Origin of the sequence: Flagellimonas crocea, assembly GCF_033441595.1 — a bacterium.
Lineage (GTDB): Bacteria > Bacteroidota > Bacteroidia > Flavobacteriales > Flavobacteriaceae > Flagellimonas > Flagellimonas crocea.
This window is the reverse complement of record NZ_JAUZVX010000001.1, coordinates 626,481-645,999: the sequence shown is the minus strand read 5'-3', so window position 1 is coordinate 645,999 and position 19,519 is coordinate 626,481. Positions and strand designations below refer to the sequence as shown.

At 43.8% G+C, this 19,519-nt stretch carries 14 protein-coding genes; 9 read left to right on the top strand and 5 right to left on the bottom strand.

The window, feature by feature from the left end; genetic code table 11:
• Positions 1-84 precede the first annotated feature (84 nt).
• From ilvD to SD449_RS02945, 7 genes are all read left to right on the top strand, one after another.
• Positions 85-1,761, top strand: coding sequence for a dihydroxy-acid dehydratase (gene ilvD, locus SD449_RS02975; RefSeq protein WP_318308639.1), 1,677 nt, complete (start codon positions 85-87; stop codon positions 1,759-1,761).
• Positions 1,762-1,797: 36 nt separating this feature from the next.
• Positions 1,798-3,531: a biosynthetic-type acetolactate synthase large subunit gene (gene ilvB / locus SD449_RS02970; RefSeq protein ID WP_318308638.1), complete on the top strand. Its 1,734-nt coding sequence runs from the start codon at positions 1,798-1,800 to the stop codon at positions 3,529-3,531.
• A complete protein-coding gene (locus tag SD449_RS02965) occupies positions 3,531-4,109 on the top strand; it encodes an O-methyltransferase (protein WP_318308635.1) in 579 nt (192 codons plus the stop codon). The genes ilvB and SD449_RS02965 overlap by 1 nt, the downstream gene beginning before the upstream one ends.
• An 8-nt stretch (positions 4,110-4,117) precedes the next feature.
• Positions 4,118-4,645, top strand: coding sequence for an acetolactate synthase small subunit (gene ilvN, locus SD449_RS02960; protein WP_207035898.1), 528 nt, complete (start codon positions 4,118-4,120; stop codon positions 4,643-4,645).
• A 24-nt stretch (positions 4,646-4,669) separates the two neighbouring features.
• On the top strand, positions 4,670-6,145 hold the full coding sequence (gene ilvC / locus SD449_RS02955) for a ketol-acid reductoisomerase (protein WP_225604540.1): 1,476 nt from the start codon (positions 4,670-4,672) through the stop codon (positions 6,143-6,145).
• An 18-nt stretch (positions 6,146-6,163) separates the two neighbouring features.
• Positions 6,164-7,429 carry a threonine ammonia-lyase IlvA gene (ilvA, locus tag SD449_RS02950; protein WP_318308632.1) on the top strand — a complete coding sequence of 422 codons (1,266 nt, stop codon included), beginning with the start codon at positions 6,164-6,166 and terminating at the stop codon, positions 7,427-7,429.
• 159 nt (positions 7,430-7,588) lie between these two features.
• The gene (locus SD449_RS02945) at positions 7,589-9,181 is read left to right on the top strand and encodes an NADP-dependent glyceraldehyde-3-phosphate dehydrogenase (RefSeq protein ID WP_318308630.1); all 1,593 of its coding nucleotides are present in this window, start codon (positions 7,589-7,591) and stop codon (positions 9,179-9,181) included.
• A gap of 250 nt (positions 9,182-9,431) precedes the next feature.
• On the opposite strand, the gene leuB is transcribed toward SD449_RS02945, so the two are convergent.
• From leuB to recG, 5 genes are all read right to left on the bottom strand, one after another.
• Positions 9,432-10,490: a 3-isopropylmalate dehydrogenase gene (gene leuB / locus SD449_RS02940; RefSeq protein WP_225604538.1), complete on the bottom strand. Its 1,059-nt coding sequence runs from the start codon at positions 10,488-10,490 to the stop codon at positions 9,432-9,434.
• Between the two features lie 42 nt (positions 10,491-10,532).
• Complete coding sequence (locus tag SD449_RS02935) at positions 10,533-12,050, bottom strand: alpha-isopropylmalate synthase regulatory domain-containing protein (protein WP_318308629.1); 1,518 nt, start codon at positions 12,048-12,050, stop codon at positions 10,533-10,535.
• Between the two features lie 30 nt (positions 12,051-12,080).
• Complete coding sequence (gene leuD / locus SD449_RS02930; RefSeq protein WP_318308627.1) at positions 12,081-12,677, bottom strand: 3-isopropylmalate dehydratase small subunit; 597 nt, start codon at positions 12,675-12,677, stop codon at positions 12,081-12,083.
• 75 nt (positions 12,678-12,752) lie between these two features.
• Positions 12,753-14,165 carry a 3-isopropylmalate dehydratase large subunit gene (leuC, locus tag SD449_RS02925; protein ID WP_225604537.1) on the bottom strand — a complete coding sequence of 471 codons (1,413 nt, stop codon included), beginning with the start codon at positions 14,163-14,165 and terminating at the stop codon, positions 12,753-12,755.
• Between the two features lie 200 nt (positions 14,166-14,365).
• On the bottom strand, positions 14,366-16,471 hold the full coding sequence (gene recG / locus SD449_RS02920; protein ID WP_318308626.1) for an ATP-dependent DNA helicase RecG: 2,106 nt from the start codon (positions 16,469-16,471) through the stop codon (positions 14,366-14,368).
• A 46-nt stretch (positions 16,472-16,517) separates the two neighbouring features.
• On the opposite strand from recG, the gene SD449_RS02915 reads away from it, so the two are divergent.
• Together SD449_RS02915 and SD449_RS02910 are read left to right on the top strand one after the other, a co-directional pair.
• Positions 16,518-18,608, top strand: a complete 2,091-nt coding sequence (locus SD449_RS02915; RefSeq protein ID WP_318308625.1) for a M1 family metallopeptidase — start codon at positions 16,518-16,520, stop codon at positions 18,606-18,608.
• A complete protein-coding gene (locus SD449_RS02910) occupies positions 18,605-19,519 on the top strand; it encodes a patatin-like phospholipase family protein (RefSeq protein ID WP_318308624.1) in 915 nt (304 codons plus the stop codon). Before SD449_RS02915 ends, SD449_RS02910 begins: the two co-directional genes overlap by 4 nt.

Below are 19,519 nucleotides of genomic sequence, written 5' to 3'. Positions count from 1 at the left end.
TTAAAAATCTAGGGCTTTTTAAACATATATCTTTGAATTACGGTATAAATTCAGAATAATACTGTATTTGAATGAAATTTGATAATGGAATTGAACAAGTTTAGCAAAAAAGTAACACAAGACCCAACCTTGCCTGCCGCCCAGGCCATGTTGCATGCGATTGGACTAACGGATGAAGATTTACAAAAACCCCTAATCGGAATAGCGAGCACAGGATACGAGGGAAACCCTTGCAACATGCACCTCAATGATTTGGCCCTCGAAGTAAAAAAAGGAGTGGAGTCTTCCAATTTGGTCGGTCTTATCTTCAATACCATCGGGGTTAGTGATGGAATTTCCAACGGTACCCCAGGTATGCGCTATTCGTTGCCTTCGCGTGACATTATTGCAGATTCCATTGAAACTGTTATCCATGCCATGAGCTATGACGGATTAGTAACCGTGGTAGGGTGTGACAAAAACATGCCAGGCGCCCTTATGGCCCAATTACGATTGAACCGCCCATCTATTTTGGTTTACGGCGGGACCATTGCGCCAGGCTGTCATAACAATAAAAAATTGGATATCATCTCAGCTTTTGAAGCTTACGGACAAAAAGTGGCTGGGGCCATAGACGAGAAAGAATATAAGGAAGTAATCCATAAAGCATGTCCAGGAGCTGGAGCCTGTGGAGGGATGTACACCGCCAATACCATGGCATCTGCCATTGAAGCGATGGGAATGTCCATGCCGTTCAATTCATCAATTCCCGCAGTAAACGATAAAAAACAAGCAGATTGCGAAGCATCGGGTGCAGCATTGTACCATTTGCTGAAAGAAGACATCAAACCAAGGGATATCGTTACCAAAAAAGCATTGGAAAATGCCTTCAGATTGGTCACCGTGCTCGGAGGATCTACGAATGCGGTGCTTCACTTTATGGCCATCGCGCACGCTGCTGAGGTAGATTTTACCTTGGAAGACATTACAAGAATAAGTGAATCCACGCCTTTGTTGGCCGATTTAAAACCTAGCGGAAAATATTTGATGGAAGACCTGCATAACGTTGGCGGAGTTCCTGCGGTATTGAAATATATGTTGAAGGAAGGTATGCTTCACGGAGATTGTATGACCGTTACAGGAAAAACTCTGGCCGAAAACTTATTGGACGCCCCAGATTTGCAAGAAGGTCAAGATATCATCAGAAAAAAGGAGCAACCCATTAAGGAAACGGGACATATTCGTATATTATATGGAAACCTTGCTTCCGAAGGTGCTGTGGCAAAAATCACAGGAAAAGAAGGACTTGAATTTACGGGAACCGCCCGTGTTTTTGATAGCGAATTTGCTGTTAATGAGGGCATTCATACAGGAAAAGTCCAAAAGGGCGATGTGGTGGTCATCCGATACGAAGGACCAAAAGGAGCGCCTGGAATGCCCGAAATGTTGAAGCCAACTTCCGCCATTATGGGCGCAGGTCTCGGAAAAGATGTAGCCTTGATTACCGATGGAAGGTTCTCTGGTGGTTCCCACGGATTTGTAGTGGGCCACGTTTCCCCCGAAGCACAAGTTGGCGGCGGAATCGCCTTGGTGAAAGACGGCGATGAAATCACGATAGATGCCGTGAACAACACCATCAACATTAATATTTCGGACGAAGAGTTCGAACAACGAAGAAAAGAATGGAAGCAACCTGAATTGAAAATAAAATCAGGGAGCTTGTACAAATACGCCAAAACGGTATCATCGGCAGCAAAAGGCTGTGTTACCGATTTGTTTTAACAATCATGATAGGGGTATCTCCCTAAATACAGGCTTATGGAGACATTGAAAGCACAAAAAAAAGATAGTAAAAGTCAAAAGGCCATCAGGATTACTGGTGCAGAGGCAATAATCCATTGTTTGCTCGCAGAAGGAGTGGATTTGATCTATGGCTACCCAGGCGGTGCCATTATGCCCGTGTATGACGAATTATATAAGTTTCAGGATAAACTTACCCATATTTTAACGCGTCACGAGCAAGGTGCTACGCATGCTGCCCAAGGCTACGCCAGGGTTACGGGCAGAGTAGGGGTTGCCATGGCAACTTCTGGACCTGGAGCTACCAATTTAGTGACTGGGATTGCCGATGCGCAGATAGATTCCACCCCTATGGTTTGTATCACGGGTCAGGTAACGAGAAGTCTTTTGGGTTCCGATGCGTTCCAAGAAACAGATATCGTAGGTATTTCTACGCCCGTGACCAAATGGAACTATCAAATCACCAAGGTGGAGGAGATTCCAGAAATCATGGCGAAAGCATTTTATATTGCCCGTTCGGGAAGACCAGGTCCCGTTTTGGTGGATATAACCAAGAATGCCCAGTTTGATGAGCTTGACTTTGTATATGAAAAGTGCACGGCCGTACGAAGCTACAAGCCCGTACCTAAACCAAATCCAAGCAGTATCGAAAAGGCAGCAGAGCTCATCAATAGTGCTAAAAAACCTTTTATCGTATTTGGTCAAGGTGTGATTTTGGGAGAGGCAGAGGCCGAACTTAAAGCTTTGGTGGAAAAAGCGGGAATTCCAGCAGCATGGACCATTCTCGGTCTTTCCGCCATGGATACCGACCACCCGTTGAATGTGGGCATGGTAGGCATGCATGGGAACTACGGACCCAATATGTTGACAAACGAATGCGATGTGCTTATAGCAATTGGAATGCGCTTTGATGACCGTGTAACAGGAAACTTGGAGACCTACGCCAAGCAGGCGAAAATCGTTCATTTTGAAATTGACCAGGCTGAAGTCAACAAAAACGTAAAAGTGGACGTAGCCGTTTTGGGCAATGCCAAGGAAACTTTAGCGCAGATACTCCCATTGCTGGATAAGAAAGAGCACAAGGAATGGAGGGCCGAGTTTGATAAAATGTATCAAATTGAATACGATACCCTGATTCATAACGATATTCACCCGACCAAAGAAGGACTGACCATGGGAGAAGTGATCGAACAAATCAACGTGGCTTCGGGTCATAAAGCTGTAATGGTTTCCGATGTGGGACAACATCAGATGATTGCATGTCGCTATGCAAAGTTCAAACAATCCAAGAGCAATATTACTTCAGGAGGTCTGGGAACCATGGGATTTGGTCTTCCTGCGGCCATTGGCGCCAAAATGGGGGCCATGGATCGCGAAGTGGTCGCCATTATCGGTGATGGTGGTTATCAGATGACCATTCAGGAGTTGGGTGTTATTTTCCAACACAATGTGCCCGTGAAAATTGTGGTATTGAACAACGATCACTTAGGGATGGTGCGTCAATGGCAAGAACTTTTCTTTGACAGGAGATATGCATCAACCGTAATGACAAATCCTGATTTTGTAAAGATTGCCGAAGGATACCATATCAAATCAAGAAGGGTGACCGAAAGAGCCGACCTTCAAGAGGCCGTTCAAGAAATGATATCGTCCAAAGACCCATACTTTTTGGAAGTGAAAGTGGAGAAAGAGGATAACGTATTCCCTATGATTCCATCAGGAGCCTCTGTTTCCGATATCAGATTGAAATAATGGACCAATCCTTTATCATAGAACAGCCCAAGCAATATCAAAATTTGCTTGAAAAGAGCAAAGAAATGGGGTTTACCATGCCCTCCGATATTTACATCGGTACTTTGTTGAAAACACTGGCAGCATCAAAGCCTTCAGGAAACTTTTTGGAATTGGGCACAGGAATCGGTTTATCCTTGGCGTGGATGGTTCAAGGAATGGACGAAGATTCAAGCATAACAAGTGTTGACAATGATTCCGAGCTTATTGAAGTGGCCCAGCTGTTTTTTGAGGACGAAGATAGATTGGAGCTGGTTTGCGCCGATGGCGGTAAATGGCTGGAAGAATATAAAGGCGCCCCCTTCGATTTGATTTTTGCGGATGCGTGGCCAGGAAAATACAGTCATTTGGATACGGCCTTGGCATTGTTGAAAAAAGGCGGTTACTATGTAATCGACGACATGAAGAAGCAGCCCAATTGGCCTGAGGGACATGAAGAAAAGGCAAACGAATTGGTCAAAACGATCGAGAAAAGAAAAGATATTACAATAACAAAGATGGACTGGTCCACAGGACTTATAGTTGCAGTAAAAAAATAAAAAACAACATGGGAAAACAATGGTATACCATCTCGGTGTATTCCGAAAATCATGTAGGACTGCTCAATAGAATATCCGGAATATTCCTAAAGCGACACATCAACATTGAAAGCTTAAATGTTTCAAAATCAGAGATTGAAGGTGTTTCCAAATTTACGATTGTGGTCTTTACCACCGAGGATTGGACACGCAAGATAGTAGGTCAAATTGAAAAACAAATAGAGGTTATCAAGGCATACTATCACACCGATGATGAAACCATTTATCAAGAATCTGCATTGTTCAAAATTGCTTCGCACTTGTTGTTCGATGAGCGTCAGATTCAGAATATCATCAAAGAAAGCAATGCACAGATCGTAACCGTGAACCGTGAATTTTTTGCTTTGGCCAAAACAGGCCGCAGGCACGAAATTGACGAGATGCACGACGCCCTTTTGCCGTATGGCATTATGCAGTTTGTGCGTTCGGGCCGTATTGCGGTGACGAAGGCGGCAATGCCGATCAGCGAAATATTACAGGAATTTCAAGAAAACTAAATAGCGTAAAATCAAATACTAAAAATGGCAAATTACTTTAACACACTATCACTTCGCGAACAACTGACACAGTTGGGAAAATGTAGATTTATGGATTCCAGCGAATTTGCTGATGGTGTTACCGCATTAAAAGGAAAGAAAATTGTAATTGTTGGGTGTGGTGCCCAGGGGTTGAACCAAGGGCTGAACATGCGTGACTCGGGATTGGACATTTCGTACGCGCTTCGCCCAGCAGCTATCAAAGAGGAAAGACAATCCTTTAAAAACGCAAAAGAGAACAACTTTGTGGTGGGGTCCTATGAGGATTTGATCCCAACTGCAGATTTGGTCATCAACCTTACTCCCGACAAGCAGCACACCAATGTGGTAGGCACAGTAATGCCTTTGATGAAAAAAGGAGCTACGTTGTCCTACTCGCACGGTTTCAATATTGTGGAAGAAGGAATGCAGGTACGTGAGGACCTTACCGTGATCATGGTGGCCCCAAAAAGTCCTGGTTCCGAGGTACGTGAAGAGTACAAAAGAGGTTTTGGCGTACCAACTCTGATTGCCGTACACCCAGAAAACGACCCAGAAGGAAAAGGATTGGAGCAAGCTAAGGCTTATGCTGCAGCAACTGGAGGGGATAAAGCAGGGGTTCTTGAATCATCATTCGTGGCAGAAGTAAAGTCAGATTTGATGGGCGAGCAGACCATTCTTTGTGGTTTGTTGCAAACAGGATCCATCTTATCCTTCAACAAAATGGTTGAAAAAGGGGTTGATAAAGCCTATGCTTCCAAATTGATTCAATACGGATGGGAAACCATCACCGAAGGTTTGAAGCAAGGAGGCATCACCAATATGATGGACCGTTTGTCCAATCCTGCCAAGATCAAAGCATTTGATTTGGCCGAAGAATTGAAAGTGATCATGCGTCCGTTGTTCCAAAAACATATGGATGACATTATGAGCGGACATTTCTCCAAAACCATGATGGAAGACTGGGACAATGGCGATAAAAACCTATTGGACTGGAGAGCTGCCACTGGAGAAACTGCATTTGAAAAAACACCAGCGGGAGATATGGAAATCTCTGAGCAGGAATACTACGACAATGGCGTTTTGATGGTCGCTTTCGTGAAATCAGGAGTGGAATTGGCCTATGAGACCATGACCGAGTCTGGAATCATCGGTGAGTCAGCTTACTACGAATCATTGCACGAGACACCGTTGATTGCAAACACTATTGCTAGAAAGAAATTGTTCGAAATGAACCGTGTAATCTCCGATACTGCAGAGTATGGTTGTTACCTGTTCGACCATGCATGTAAACCGCTTTTGACCGATTTTATGAAAAAAGTGGACACGGATATCATTGGTAAGCACTTTGGTGAAGGCAAGGACACTGGCGTGGACAACGTACGATTGATTGCGGTGAACAAAGCCATCCGCGAGCACAATGTAGAGGTGGTGGGTGCCAGGTTGCGCGCATCCATGACAGCCATGAAGCCAATCGGATAACACAAAACCATTGGCCCTATGAGTGAAACTGTGGAAATCTATTTTCCGCAAATAGCGGATATTTATCAAGCAGCGAAGACCATTGCCCAAGTGGCGGAGGTTACACCTATGCAGCAAAGTATCCGCTATTCCAAAACCCATGGGGCCAACATTCTTCTTAAACGGGAAGACCTCCACAGGGTACGTAGCTACAAAATCCGTGGAGCGTACAACAAGATAAGTTCATTAAGCCAAAACCAACTGGACAACGGTGTGGTTTGTGCCAGTGCAGGGAATCATGCGCAGGGCGTCGCCTTTGCATGTAGTCATTTACAGGTAAAAGGAACCATTTATATGCCCGTGGTCACGCCAAAACAGAAGATTGACCAGACCACGATGTTCGGTGGGGAATGGGTGGATGTGGTTCTTGAAGGAGACACCTTTGACGATTCCAAAAAAGCAGCCGAATTGTTCTGCGAGCAGGAAGGCAAAACTTTTGTCCATCCGTTTGATGATGAAAAAACCATCGAGGGCCAAGCTACCGTTGGTTTGGAAATCCTGCAACAAACCAGCGAGCCCATTGATTATGTTTTTGTCGCCGTTGGCGGTGGTGGATTGGCATCGGGTCTTTGTGGCACCTTCCAGGCTTTGTCTCCCAACACCAGAATAATAGGGGTTGAGCCCGAAGGAGCACCTTCCATGTTGAAATCCATTGAAGAGGGATCGTTGGTGGAGCTTGAAAACATTGATAAGTTTATCGATGGTGCAGCGGTTCAGAAAGTCGGGTCGTTGACCTATCCTATTTGCAAGGAATATCTTCATAAAATGATAACCGTTCCCGAAGGGAAAGTGTGTCAGACCATCTTGGACCTTTACAATAGGGATGCCATTGTGGTGGAGCCCGCAGGTGCTTTGACGATTGCAGCCTTGGATTATTTCAAGGAAGAAATCAAGGGCAAGAATGTGGTCTGTGTGGTGAGTGGAAGCAACAACGACATTACCCGTACGGCCGAAATCAAGGAAAGAGCCTTGCTATATGCTCAATTGAAGCACTATTTTATTGTGAGATTTCCACAGCGCCCAGGTGCGTTAAAGGAATTTGTGGTGGATATTTTGGGGCCCAATGACGACATTACACATTTTGAATATTCAAAAAAGTCGAGCAGGGAAAATGCACCTGCTATAGTTGGGGTGGAGCTAAAATCTCCCGATGACTTGGCTCCTTTGATCCAACGGATGAAGGACAATAATTTCTTTGGGGATTATCTCAACAATAAACCTGATCTGTTCCAGTATTTGGTGTGATGCCCTTAACATTTACGATCCATGTTTTTACAAACCTGGTTTTCTGCCAGTTTCTATAGCAATGGAATGAAATCCTCCGGGCTTAAAAAGGTTTTTATGTTAGCTTTGTATAGGAAGGTCGACCCATTTATAATCAACAAGAATCAATAATAACAACTAATGGCAACAACAAAGAACAAAATTCCGGAAGCTTTTCAAATTACCGAAGAGCTTCATCAAAAAACATATTTGGTCAATGGAGAATTACGTAAATGGGACGGTGATACCAGTCCTGTAATCTCTACCATATCATCCACGGAGGAATATGCCCCAACAACTTTGGGAAGTGTACCCGACATGGGAGAAGCCGAAGCCTTGGATGCTTTGGAGGCCGCTTTGGCAGCCTACGACAAAGGGCAGGGGCTATGGCCAACCATGAAAGTGAAGGACCGTATTGAGTGCATGGAAGCCTTCGTGAAGAAAATGGAGCAAAAGCGTGAACAAGTGGTTAAGCTTTTGATGTGGGAGATAGGAAAATCCAAGCCAGATTCTTACAAAGAGTTTGATCGTACCGTTGAGTATATTTACGACACCATTGAGGAATATAAGCAATTGGACCGCAATAACGCCAAATTTGAAAAGCATGATGGCGTTTATGCCCACATCCGTAGAGGCCCTCTTGGAGTGGTGTTGTGCCTTGGGCCGTATAACTATCCGTTGAATGAGACTTTTGCTTTGTTGATTCCCGCTATCATCATGGGGAACACGACCATTTTTAAGCCGGCAAAACATGGAGTTTTGTTGATTACGCCACTTCTGGAAGCTTTTCAGAGTTGTTTTCCAAAAGGAGTGGTGAATATACTTTTCGGCCGAGGAAGGACCGTAGCGGCTCCCATAATGCAAACAGGAAAGGTGGACGTGCTGGCCTTGATAGGAAACAGTAAATCAGCGAATGCATTACAAGAGCAACACCCCAAGAGCAACAGATTGCGTTTGGTTTTGGGCTTGGAAGCCAAAAACCCCGCCATTGTACTTCCCGATGCTGAATTGGATTTGACCATCAACGAGTGTATTTCGGGTACCTTGTCCTTTAATGGGCAGCGGTGTACCGCGTTAAAAGTGGTCTACGTTCACGATGAAATCAAGGATAAATTCCTAAAGAATTTCGCGGAGAAGGTCGATGGATTAAAATTCGGTAATCCATGGGACGACGGCGTTAGCTTGACACCACTTCCTGAACCCGATAAGCCTGCTTACATTCAGGAGTTGTTGGATGATGCTTTGGCGAAAGGTGCCAAAATCATCAACAAAAAAGGAGGGAAGCATTTTGACAATTACATATGGCCAGCAGTGCTTTATCCTGTAACCAAGGATATGCGGGTGTATCAAGAAGAGCAATTTGGGCCAATAATTCCTGTACTTTCCTTTCAGGATATTGAAGAGCCCTTGGATGATATGGCCGAATCAAACTACGGACAGCAGGTCAGCTTGTTCGGTAAGGATGTGTATACCTTGTCCCCGCTGATCGATACTTTAGCGAACTTGGTGTGCCGCGTAAACCTGAACAGTTCCTGCCAGCGTGGCCCGGATGTGTATCCGTTTACGGGAAGAAAGGATTCCGCCCAGTCCACATTGAGCGTACACGATGCCCTGCGTTCATTCTCTATCCGAACATTTGTAGCATTCAAGGACAACAACCTGAACGTACAGACGGTAGAGCAATTGATGGAGGCTAAAGTGAGTAACTTTTTGAGTACTGACTATATTTTGTAAAATGCAAGATTGTCAGTTCGAGTTTTTTCCAAAGGAAAAGGTTTATGAAAAATTAAAGCTCTCGTCAACCTGAACTTGTTTCAGGTTCTCATTAAGATTGAAATACTAAAATGATGAGATTCTGAAATAAATTCAGAATGACGCCTCGATATTTTAGTATGGTGAAGAAATAGTTAGAGATTTATTTTTATAATGAATTAAAAAAGCCCCGAATTTCGGGGCTTTCTTTTTGGTTTTCATGTAGGGTTGATTAAATATTCTTGGCCAACCAATCACCAACTTCGCTGGTCTTGTATGCTTTTCCGCCATCGGCAAGATCTTCGGTAACCACACCTTCAGCCAATGATTTGTTCACGACCTCACGGATGGCTTCGGCTTCGTCCTTAAGTCCAAATGCCGTTTCGAACATCATTGCTGCGGATAAAACGGTGGCCAATGGGTTGGCAATATCCTTTCCGGCAGCTTGTGGGTAAGAACCATGAATGGGTTCAAACAAGGAAGTCTTTTCCCCCAAAGAGGCTGATGGCATCAATCCCATAGATCCTGAAATCACGGAAGCTTCATCCGTTAAAATATCACCGAACAAGTTTTCTGTGATCAAAACGTCGTAAGCACTTGGCCATTGTACCAAACGCATGGCTACAGCATCCACAAATTCATAGGATACTTCCACTTCTGGATAGTCTTTTTCCAATTTCTGAACGGTTTCCCTCCATAAACGCGAGGTTTCCAGAACGTTGGCCTTGTCCACACAACAAAGCTTTTTGGACCGCTGCATGGCCATTTCAAAACCTTTTCTGGCCAAACGTTCTACTTCTGCACGTGTATAGGTGCACGTATCGTAAGCAGTATTGTCGTTGTCCTCACGGCCTCTTTTGCCAAAGTAGATACCTCCTGTAAGTTCACGTAGGAATACCAAATCCGTTCCTTCGATACGCTCTCTTTTCAATGGCGATTTATCTATCAAAGATGGAAAAGTAAAGGTCGGACGTACATTGGCGAACAACCCCAGTTTTTGGCGCATTTTCAACAAACCTTGCTCGGGACGTACCTTGGCAGAAGGGTCATTGTCAAATCTCGGGTGGCCAATGGCTCCAAAAAGGACGGCATCGGCAGCAACACAGGCTTCGTGGGTTTCGTCCGGGTAAGGTTCGCCAACCGCATCAATGGCTGCAGCACCGGTTAGGGCTGGGGTCCAGCTAATTTCGTGACCGAACTTTGCAGCTACGGCGTCGGATACTTTTACGGCTTGATCAATTACTTCGGGGCCAATTCCATCTCCGGCCAAGAGTGCTATGTTTAGTTTCATTATATCAATTATCAGTTATCAATAAACAATTATCAAAGTCTGTTATACCAAATTCAACATTTTTTCCGTGGCTTTTATCGCAGATACCGTTTGGTCCGAATCGAGTCCGCGGGTGGTAAAATCTTTTTCCTTGGTCTGCCAAGTGATTACGGTCTCGCAAAGGGCGTCGGAATTACTGCCTGGGGGAATACGCACCGCATAGTCCACCAGTTTGGGCAATTCTCGACCTTCTTTTTTGTATACTTTTTTCAAGGCGTTGATAAATGCATCAAATTGACCATCCCCCTGAGCATTTTCCTCATAGATTTTACCTTCAATTTCTATGGAAAGGGTAGTGGAGGGTTTCAGTCCTTTGGAATGCGTTAAAACGTATGATTTCACAAAAACTTTTTGCTGATGCAGATTGCTGTCCAGTACATCGGAAATGATATAGGGCAGGTCGTCTTTTGTGACTCGTTCTTTCTTGTCCCCAAGCTCAATGATGCGTTCCGTGACTTTTTTCAGTTCGTCATCGTTCAGGGTCAACCCAAGTTCTTGAAGATTCTTTTGAATATTGGCTTTTCCTGATGTTTTGCCCAGCGCATATTTGCGTTTCCTGCCAAAACGTTCAGGTAACAAATCATTAAAGTAAAGATTCTTTTTACTGTCCCCATCTGCATGTATTCCAGCGGTTTGAGTAAATACATTATCACCAACAATAGGTTTGTTGTCAGGTATGCTGACACCGGTAAAGGCGGACACCAATTTACTTACTTTGTAAAGCGATGTTTCTTTTACTCCAATCTTAATTTCGGGTAAGAAGTCGTTGATAACGGCCACGGCGCTTGCCAAAGGTGCGTTGCCCGCGCGTTCGCCCATACCATTTACTGTGAGGTGCAATCCGTGGGCGCCAGCTCTTAGAGCTTCCATCACATTGGCTACGCTAAGATCGTAATCATTGTGACCGTGAAAATCAAAATGAGTATTTGGGTATCTTTCAATGATTTCCCTGAAAAACGCTCCAGTTTCGGTATGGGTCAATACGCCCAAAGTGTCTGGAAGCAAAATTCGTTTTATGGGTTGTTGGGTCAAAAAATTCAAAAACTGAAAAACGTAGTCCTTGGAATTGCGCATCCCGTTGCTCCAATCCTCTAAATATACATTGGTGTCTATACCTAATTTGTTCCCTTCGGAAACTACCTTTTCAATTTCTGTAAAATGCTGTTCTGGAGTCTTTTTAAGTTGATGGGTTAAATGGTTCAATGAACCCTTGGTGAGTAGGTTCTGAACCTTTGCACCAGCCTCTTGCATCCATTTCAGCGATACGCCGTTGTCCACAAAAGTCAGCACTTCCACTTTGGAAATATAGCCTTCCTTAGCCGCCCAATCTGTTATCTTTCTCACAGCTTCCAATTCTCCTTCGGAAACGCGGGCAGAGGCAACTTCGATACGGTCTACTTTGAGCTCTTCCAATAAAAGCTTTGCCAAGGTGAGCTTTTCCGAAGCCGAAAAGGAAACCCCAGAGGTTTGTTCACCATCCCGCAGGGTGGTGTCCATGATTTCTATGGTGCGTGTTTTCATTTTGTGTGCCGTAGTGTTCCGAGCAATGAATTATAAAGGAGTGCTTTCGGCGTATTTCTCAATGTCTTTCTGAATATTCAGCAAGTAGTCGATATCATCAAAACCATTGAGCATATTCTGTTTTTTGTAATTGTTGATGTCAAAGCTTTCACTCTCACCTGTTGCCAAAATGGTAATCTTTTGTTCCGGCAGATTAACTTCCAACTCCGTTTTTGGGTCAGCTTCAATGGCTTTAAAGATTTTGTCCAAAAACTCTGGGCTTACCTGAACAGGAAGTACGCCGATGTTCAGACAGTTACCTCTAAAAATATCAGCGAAAAAACTGGATACCACACAGCGAAAACCGTAATCGTATACCGCCCAGGCTGCGTGCTCTCTTGAAGAACCTGAACCGAAGTTTTTGCCACCTACCAAGATTTTTCCTGAGTAGATAGGATTGTTCAGTACGAATTGCTCTTTTGGCGTGCCATCGGAATTATATCTCCAGTCACGGAACAAATTGTCCCCAAACCCTTTACGCTCGGTAGCTTTTAGGAATCGTGCGGGAATGATTTGATCGGTATCCACATTCTCTATGGGCAATGGTACCGCTGAACTTGTTAGTATGTTGAATTTATCGTAAGCCATTTTTATTTCAATTTTCAGTTGTCAATTATCAATTACCAATGGATTTGTTCATTGCTAATTGTGCAGTGTTTATTGTTACGCCAATATTTCTTCGTGCATCAATTCTCTTGGGTCGGTCACTTTTCCAGTAACGGCTGCAGCAGCTGCCACCAATGGACTTGCCAATAAGGTACGGGCTCCTGGTCCTTGTCTTCCCTCAAAATTCCTGTTGGAGGTACTTACCGCATATTTCCCAGCGGGAATCTTATCGTCGTTCATGGCCAAACAGGCGGAACAGCCAGGCTCTCTCAATTCAAAACCAGCTTCGGTCAAAATATCCAAGATGCCTTCCTCCTTGATAGCCTCTTCCACTTTGTGGGAACCGGGAACTAACCAAGCGGTCACATTGTCGGCCTTTTTTCTTCCTTTTATGATAGAGGCAAAAGCTCTAAAATCTTCAATTCTACCATTGGTACAGCTTCCGAGGAACACAAAATCGATAGGTTTGCCCACCATGGCCTCACCTTCGTTGTAATCCATGTATTCCAAGGATTTTTTGTACGTAGCTGGAGAACCGTCGATGCTTTCTGCTAAAGGAATGTCCTTGCTGATACCGATGCCCATTCCAGGGTTGGTACCGAAAGTGATCATAGGTTCAATTTCGCTGGCATCAAAAGTCACCTCTTTGTCAAACTCGGCATCATCATCAGAATAGAGTGTGCTCCAGTATTCCATGGCAGCGTCCCAATCTTTGCCTTTTGGGGTATATTCCCTTCCTTTAATGTATTCAAACGTGGTTTCGTCTGGAGCGATCATACCGCCACGGGCACCCATTTCAATACTGAGGTTGCAAACGGTCATACGGCCTTCCATCGACATATTTTTAAAGACATCGCCTGCATATTCGGCAAAGTACCCAGTTGCACCAGAGGTGGACAATTTGGAAATAATGAAGAGCGCTACATCTTTCGGGGTAACTGCTTCGCTCAATTCCCCATTTACATTGATCCGCATACTCTTTGGTTTGGGCTGCATAATGCATTGGGTGGAGAGTACCATTTCCACTTCACTGGTACCGATACCAAAAGCGATGGCACCAAAGGCACCGTGCGTGGAGGTGTGGGAATCGCCACAAACAATGGTGGCCCCAGGTACGGTAATTCCGTTTTCTGGACCAATTACGTGCACAATGCCGTTTTTCCTATGTCCAAGTCCCCAATAGGGTATGTTGTGGGCGTTGGCGTTTTCTTCCAGAGCCTTTAACTGATTGGCGGACAAGGGGTCCTTAACGGGCAAGTGCTGGTTGCGGGTAGGAGTATTGTGGTCTGCGGTCGCAAAGGTGCGCTCTGGATACAATACTTTTATTCCTCTGTTCTTTAATCCTAAAAAAGCTACGGGACTCGTTACTTCGTGGACCAAATGCCTGTCAATAAAGAGTACATCTGGACCATTTTCAATATGCTTCACCACGTGGGAATCCCAAACTTTATCAAAAAGTGTCTTGCTCATTGTGTCTTCAATAATTTGTAAGCCTACAAAGTTAAAATTTGTGTGTAAACCGATTTTCGGTTAGTTGTAAAATTACGATGTTCAACCGCAATTTCAATGGGTTATTTTTAAAGTTAACAAATGGTAAGTGTTGATTTTCAATTTATAACAAAGAAGCTTGGAGAATCGTATCATCTTGCAATTACAAACCTAAATCGCTGCTAACTAATATAATTCCAAATGGTTTTGTTGGCCATCATTTTGGAATAGGCATTTAAAATAGGCGCATTTTCTGCTTTTTCCAGTCTTGGATCGTCTTTCAGCAATTGGATGGCATAGTAACGGGCCGTCTTCAGGATTTGATTATCCTTTACAATATCGGCAATCTTAAGGTTCAACATGCCGCTCTGTTGTGTGCCCATTAAATCGCCTGGCCCTCTCAGTTTAAGATCCACCTCCGCAATCTCAAAACCGTCGTTGGTATGCACCATGGTCTGTAAACGGGTCTTGGCATCTTCTGATAATTTATGGCCAGTCATCAAAATGCAAAAACTTTGTTCCGCACCTCGCCCCACACGCCCACGAAGCTGGTGCAACTGGGATAGGCCAAACCGCTCGGCACTCTCAATGATCATTACGGAGGCGTTCGGTACGTTGACACCAACCTCGATTACCGTAGTGGCAATCATAATCTGTGTTTCTCCTTTAACGAAGCGTTCCATTTCATAATCTTTGTCGCCAGGCTTCATTTGTCCGTGAACTATTGAAATCTGGAACTCTGGCTGTGGAAAATCACGGGCAATACTTTCATACCCATCCATTAAGTCCTTGTAATCCAAAGCTTCAGATTCTTGAATCAGTGGATAAACAATATAGATCTGTCTTCCTTTTTTAATCTCATCTTTGATAAACCGAAATACTTTCAAACGGTTACTGTCGAACCTGTGGACTGTTTTGATGGGTTTACGGCCAGGCGGTAGTTCATCTATGACCGAAATATCCAAATCACCGTAAAGACTCATGGCTAACGTTCTGGGGATAGGCGTAGCCGTCATTACCAAAATGTGAGGAGGCGTCTGATTTTTATGCCACAACTTTGACCGTTGCGCTACACCAAAACGGTGCTGCTCGTCCACAATGGCCAAACCTAGGTTTTTGAACTGGACTTTGTCCTCCAAAACAGCATGGGTGCCCACCAAAATATTCAGGTTTCCATTTTCCAGTTGATTGTGAATCAAAGTCCGTTCAGATTTTTTTGTGGAACCTGTCAAGAGCGCAATTTTAACGTCCATGTTTTCCAAGAGTTCCTTGAGCCCGTTGTAGTGCTGCGTTGCCAAGATCTCGGTAGGAGCCATCAAACAGGTTTGGAAACCATTGTCGATGGCCAAAAGCATGCACATCAATGCCACAATGGTTTTTCCTGAACCTACATCTCCCTGTAAAAGTCGGTTCATCTGGGCATTGCTGCCCAAATCGTTGCGGATTTCCTTTATTACCCGTTTTTGGGCGTTGGTCAGTTCAAAAGGCAGGTGGTTTTCAAAGAATTCGGTAAACTTTTCGCCCACGGCTTCAAAAGGCATCCCTTTTATTTTTTGCTTGCGCTGTAAATTTTGGGAGATCAATCGCAATTGCACAAAAAATAGTTCCTCAAACTTTAAACGAAACTGTGCCTTGGCCAATAATTCTTGATTCTTCGGAAAGTGAATGTTGAAAAGAGCGGAACTCTTCGAAATCAATTTTAATTCTTCCAAAATGGTGGGGGATAACGATTCTTGGAACTTGCCCTTGCATTCCAAGAACAATTGTTGGATCATTTTACCCAAAACTCTGTTGGTGATGCCAAAATTTCCCAATTTTTCTGTTGAGGGGTAGATGGGCTGCATCACCATTTTTAATCCCTGTTGATGCTTTTGCAAAGTCTCCATTTCGGGATGAGGCATCGAGTAGGTGCTTCCATATTTGTTGACCCGTCCAAAGACCACGTAGGGTTCGTTCAACTTAAGATTTTCCTTGATCCATTTGTGACCTCGGAACCAGACAAGCTCCATCTGCCCTGTTTCATCCATAAAAGTGGCCACCAAACGCTTGCCACGCTTTTGTTCTACCATTTTTATATGAACAATTTTGCCCACTACCTGTACATCGGCGCCACTGGGCTGTAGTTGACTGATCTTATAGTAACTCGTCCTGTCCAAATATCGGTTGGGGAACAGGTGTAGCAGGTCCCTAAAGGTCTCAATGCCCAATTCGGCCTTTAAAATATCGGCTCGGTTAGGGCCAACACCCTTTAAATATGCTATGGGAGTTTGCAGAAAATTGGGATTCATCGAACTAAAATATGTAATTTGGAAGGACTTTTGATAAGATGATGGTATGAAGCTGAGCCCCATAGTTATTTTTTTCTTGTTCGCACAGTTCTTGTCCGCCCAAATTCAGGATAAAGTGGACTTTGTCCGTGCCGATGTACTCATTGAACCTACACCTTCCGAAAACCGCATCAGTGGTAAGGTTGCCTATCAATTCAAAGTGATAGAGGACGTAGATTCCATTTTTTTGGATGCCGTAAATATTGACTTTTCAATGGTCTCTCTTGATGGAATCAAAACTGATTACGATTACAACGGAAAGAAAATCACCATCAAAAAGGAGATGAAAATGGGGGAGAATCACATTGTCTCCATAGATTATGTGGCCAAACCAAAACAAACGGTATATTTTTTAGGATGGGATGATGGGGTCAGGAACAACGAGCAGGTTTGGACCCAAGGTCAGGGAAAATATACCAGTCATTGGCTGCCCAGTTTTGATGACATGACCGAAAAGGTGGAGTTTGACCTTGATATTCTTTTGAAGGAGGATTATACGGTAATCGCCAATGGAAATCTTGTAAAAAAAGAAGCCCTGCCCGATTCCGATGGATATTTATGGCAGTTTGATATGGAAGAGCCCATGAGCAGCTATCTGGTCGGTTTTGCCATTGGCGACTACAACAAAAAAACGATTGAATCCTCTTCGGGAGTTCCCATTGAGCTGTACTACGAACCTACGGATTTTGCAAAAGTGGAGCCCACTTACCGATATACAAAGCATATTTTTGACTTTTTGGAAACTGAAATCGGCATTCCGTATCCGTGGCAGAACTACAAGCAGGTGCCCGTTCAGGATTTTCTCTACGCAGGGATGGAAAACACTACCTGCACCATATTTTCCAATCAATATGTAATAGATTCCACGGCTTTTGTGGACAAGAATTACGTAAACATCAATGCGCATGAATTGGCCCACCAGTGGTTCGGCGATCTGGTCACCGAAACCAGTAGCGAGCACCATTGGTTGCACGAAGGCTTTGCCACGTATTATGCCTACTTGGCAGAAAAGGATATTTTTGGAGACGACTATTTTTATTGGCATTTGTTGAAGACCGCACAAGCGCTGCGGAACTTTTCCGAGGATGATCAGGGTGAAGCTTTGCGTAATTCTGGAGCAGGTAGCTTAACTTTCTACGAAAAAGGCGCATGGGCCTTGGTGATGCTTCAAGACAGGTTAGGAGAGACGGCCTTTAAAAAAGGGGTTCAAAACTACCTAGACAAATACGCATTTAAGAACGTGACCATTCCCAATTTTATAGCGGAAATTGAAAAAACAGCGAACGATAATCTTGGGGATTTTGAAAAGCTGTGGTTACAGAACCCAGATTTCCCCTATAATCAGGTAGTTTCATTTTTGCAGGAAAAGAATGCATCCATTAAAATGTATTTTGAGCTTAAAAAACAGATATCCGAGCAACCCGACAAGGCCGAAGCACTATTAAAGCGTAATTGGAGAAAATTAAAATCTCGTCAATTAAAGGAAAACCTTGTTTTGGATTATGGGGACAAGTTGTCGGCCGATTTTTTGGGCACTATCCTTCAGTCTGGAGATCTAAAGACCAGGCAGGCCACAATCCTTTCCCAAGACAAAATTCCCACAGAGCTACAAATGCAGATGGAAAGCCTTTTAATGGATAAAAGCTATACCACCAAAGAGGCTGCTTTGTATCGATTATGGACGGATTTTCCACAAAACAGGAGCAAATACCTAAATGAAACCGATGGTATCACAGGTTTTCCAAATAAGAATATTCGATTGCTTTGGTTGACCCTGGCTTTGGTCACTCCTGAATATAATCCCGATTCAAAGGCGCTGTATTTTGACGAATTGAGCGGTTACACAGGTGCGGAACATCATTTTGAGACCCGTTTGATAGCTTTTGAGTACCTTAAAAATATTGGTGGCTTTACCGATATCGTGCTCAAAAACCTTGTGGATGCGTGCAATCATCACGTGTGGCACTTTAAAAAATCGGCCCGTACCATTTTGGGCGACTTTCTACAGTCCGAAGGGAATACTGCCCGCATTAAGGGACTTTACCCTTTGTTAAGTCAGGAAGAAAAGCAATATTTGGAGAAAACTTTAGGTGAATGAGGGCATTGGTCATTTCGGGAGGAGGTAGCAAAGGTGCCTTTGCGGGCGGTGTTGCCCAATTTTTGATTCAAGAGGCCAAACATGATTACGATCTGTTCGTTGGAACATCCACAGGAAGCCTTTTGATATCCCATTTGGCGCTGAACAAATTGGATAAGATCAAACATATCTATTCAAATGTCAATCAGGACAGTATCTTCAATAATTGTCCATTTATCATCAAGAAAAAACACGGGGTAGAGACCATTGCCATCAACCATTGGAACGTGATCAAAAATTTTATCAAGGGTAAAAAAACTTTTGGTGAAAGCGAGAACCTCAGAAAATTGATTCGTAGCTCCATTACCGTCCAAGAATTCAATAAGCTTAAAAAGAGCAAGGTGGATGTTGTGGTGACGGTATCAAATTTATCGCTGAATCAGGTGGAGTACAAATCCATTAATGATTGTACCTACGATGAGTTCTGTGATTGGATTTGGATTTCATCCAATTACACGCCTTTTATGAGTTTAGTCAAAAAGGATGGGTGTGAATATGCAGATGGCGGACTTGGCACTTTAGTTCCGATTGAGGAGGCTTTGTTGCGTGGCGCTACGGAAGTGGATGTAATTGTACTTCATACCGAGGTTAACCACTTGAACCGTATGTCCTCTAAAAACCCGTTTGATTTGATCACTACCATTTTTGGGTTTATGTTGGACCGTATCGAGAACCAAAATATCCGAATCGGGAAGTTGGTGGCAAACCAGAAGAATGCCATCATCAATTTTTACTATACGCCAACGGTTCTCACCACAAACTCATTGATATTCAACAAAGAACGGATGACCTTGTGGTGGAAGCGCGGTTATCTGTATGCCAAGAACAAGAACGACGAAACAAGCCCTATCGAACCTGAAAAACAGGAATAA